Annotated in this window: 2 protein-coding genes; both read left to right on the top strand. The window is 39.7% G+C overall.

Features of this window, described 5'->3' with window-relative positions; all coding sequences use genetic code 11:
* Positions 1 to 882 precede the first annotated feature (882 nt).
* Positions 883 to 2,058, top strand: a complete 1,176-nt coding sequence (locus L654_RS0101245) for a DUF1343 domain-containing protein (protein ID WP_024607009.1) — start codon at positions 883 to 885, stop codon at positions 2,056 to 2,058.
* Positions 2,059 to 2,067: 9 nt separating this feature from the next.
* The coding region (locus L654_RS0101240) for a serine hydrolase (protein WP_024607008.1) at positions 2,068 to 2,902 on the top strand (835 nt) is incomplete at its 3' end.

The following is a 2,902-nucleotide window of genomic DNA, read 5'->3' as shown; positions in this document are numbered from 1 at the left end:
AAACAAGCCGACATTAAGTCGGTTTTTTTGTGCCTAAAATAAAGTAAAATGTAGAGTTTAGGAGGATTGAGAACCAAGAAGTCGGAGGTTCACTCTTACAAGATACGTCCTGCGCCCACCACTTTCATAAACAAGCCGACATTAAGTCGGTTTTTTTGTGCCTAAAATAAAGTGAAATGTAAACTACCACTCCTGTAGCCGCAGAGCTTGCTCGCGTGAGAAGCGTCAGCTTCTAATCACTTACCACCGATATAACTGATACTTTATTTACGAGCTTCGCTCGTCGCGTCAGCAAGCTGTACGCCTACAAGTAGAAACAGCTCTAATCTTTAAATCCAAACTCCGAGCTTATTTATCCGTTGTAGACGCTGAGCTTGCTCGCGTGAGAAGCGCCAGCTTCTATTCCCCCCTCAAAAATATAATTTATAAGATTTTATTCGTTGGCAACGCCAGAAATAAGTAATTTATTCACAAAGAGTTAAGAGGCGCTGCGCTTTTAGAGGTAGTAATAAAGCTAAGCTAAACTAAACTAATAAACCCGGGCTTATGTCTTCTCATTTACTTCTCTTTTGCTTCTCTTTGTGTAATGGATCTTTAGGTGGTTCATTGACCAAGAAATTAAATAACTAGAAGCGTTTAGCTCTAAGAAGGTTAAATACGGTCTTTAAGCTTAAAATGAGAGGTGGTATTTTCAAGTGAAACTAGCTCTAATCTTTAAATCTAAACTCCGAGTTTTATTTATTCGTTGTAGACGCTGAGCTTGCTCGCGTGAGAAGCGCCAGCTTCTAATCACTATATCTAAGCCCACTTAACCTTTTCTAAAGCTGCTCTTTAATATTACCTATGTTATTTTAAACGCCTTGTTTAAAAGGATATTGCAGTATGTTTAAAACCCTATTTATTACGTTATTTTTTATTTTTAGCGCTATTTTTATTTCCAGCGCACAAGCCAACAAAGCCAATAACTCACTTGTGGTAGGTGCGCAGCAATATGCTAAATATTTACCGCAGTTAAAAAATAAACGTGTAGGGCTAGTAGTCAATCAAACATCAATTATAGGGCAAACTCACTTAGTAGATGCTCTGCTGGCTAAAAGCATAAACATAACTAAAATTTTTGCACCTGAGCATGGCTTTCGCGGCGATCACGATGCGGGGGCGCATGTAAAAAATGCCGTTGATAGCAAAACCGGTATTCCGCTTATTTCTATTTACGGTAAAAATAAAAAACCAAGCCAAGCTGCTTTAGCCGATGTTGATGTGATTATTTTTGACATTCAAGATGTCGGAGTGCGTTTTTATACCTACATAAGCTCTATGCACTACATGATGGAAGCCGCTGCAGAGCAGGGGATAGAATTTTTAGTACTCGACAGACCCAATCCAAATATTGCCTACGTTGATGGGCCAATATTAGAGCCAGAATTTAAATCGTTTGTAGGCATGCACCCAATACCTGTTTTACACGGTATGACCGTTGGCGAACTTGCCAAAATGATCAAGGGCGAGGGCTGGATCAATAAAGCGCCCGATTTAAAATTAACGGTGATCCCTGTTGATCATTACACTCGCAAAAGTACATACAGCTTGCCTGTAAAACCCAGCCCTAATTTACCTAACGATCAAGCCATTGCACTTTACCCATCACTTTGCTTTTTTGAAGCAACACCTATCAGTATTGGTAGAGGCACCGACTTTGCATTTCAAGTAATTGGCTATTCGCCAGTTGCATTAGGTGATTTTAATTTTACACCGCGTGCAATTAAAGGGGCTGCTTTAAACCCTAAATTTAAAAACCAAACCGTACAAGGGCTCGATTTAAGACAAGCAAACACCACAGGCCTAAATTTAACTTACTTAATAAATGCGTACACGGAGCTTAGTAAAAGCAACATCTCGTTTTTTGAGCGCGCTGACTTTATGGATAAACTAGCGGGTACTAATAAATTGCGCTTAGCTATTGAAGCAGGGCAATCAGAAGCGAAAATAAAACAAAGCTGGCAGGCGGGGCTTGCGCAATTTAAAGCGCAAAGAGCGCCTTACTTGCTATATAAATAAGGGCTAAGCATGTTTATTGCTTTAAAAAATCAAAGGTGTGGTTATATAAAAAAAGTATTTATAGCAGCGTTAAGCCTTATTGTTGTGGGTTGTAGTACACCACCTGAGCCTATTCGCTCGGTGCTACCACTTACAAAGAGCCAACTTGTAGAGCTGCCTAATGCACAAGTGGTTGTAACGTTTCCTGAGGTAAATCCAAGTAGCCGGTTTTATGTAAATAACCGAGGAACGTTTAAAGCTTACAAAGGGCGCGGGCAATTATTAATACAAAACCACAACGCACAAAGCGCCGATATTTATATTAATAATCAAAAGCTCGACGTTAGCCAACTGAGCGCCAACACTCTATACAATTACAGTTTGGCAAAAAATACTCACAATGGTGTTAATACTTTTAAAGTTGAAAATATTCTTCCTGTTGGTGCAAGTTTAACGCTACGTTTTGCATTTTCTACTTTAAGCGATGAGCCAATAAAGCACGTAGATTTTAGTGAAGTAGATACATTAATCGAACGCGATATAAAAGCGGGTTTTCCTGGGGCTGTGTTGGCCGTTGTTAAAAATGGTGAGCTAATAAAATTAACCGCCTATGGCGATGCAAAGCAATATCAGCAAAGTGATTTAATGCTACTTCGTCCAGAGCCCATGCAAACTAATACCTTGTTTGATCTTGCCTCAAACACCAAAATATTTGCCACCAACTTTGCACTTATGAAATTAGTAAGCGAAGGGCTATTAAATATTAATAAACCCGTGCAAAGCTACCTAAGCGAATATAAAGGCGAAGGGCGAGCAAAGCGCACAGTAAAAGACTTACTCACTCACAGCGCCGGATACCCGCCAG

The organism is Pseudoalteromonas sp. TAB23 (assembly GCF_000498075.1).
GTDB lineage: Bacteria > Pseudomonadota > Gammaproteobacteria > Enterobacterales > Alteromonadaceae > Pseudoalteromonas > Pseudoalteromonas arctica.
Note: the sequence above shows the minus strand (reverse complement) of the source record. Positions and strands in the feature narration are given on the sequence as shown.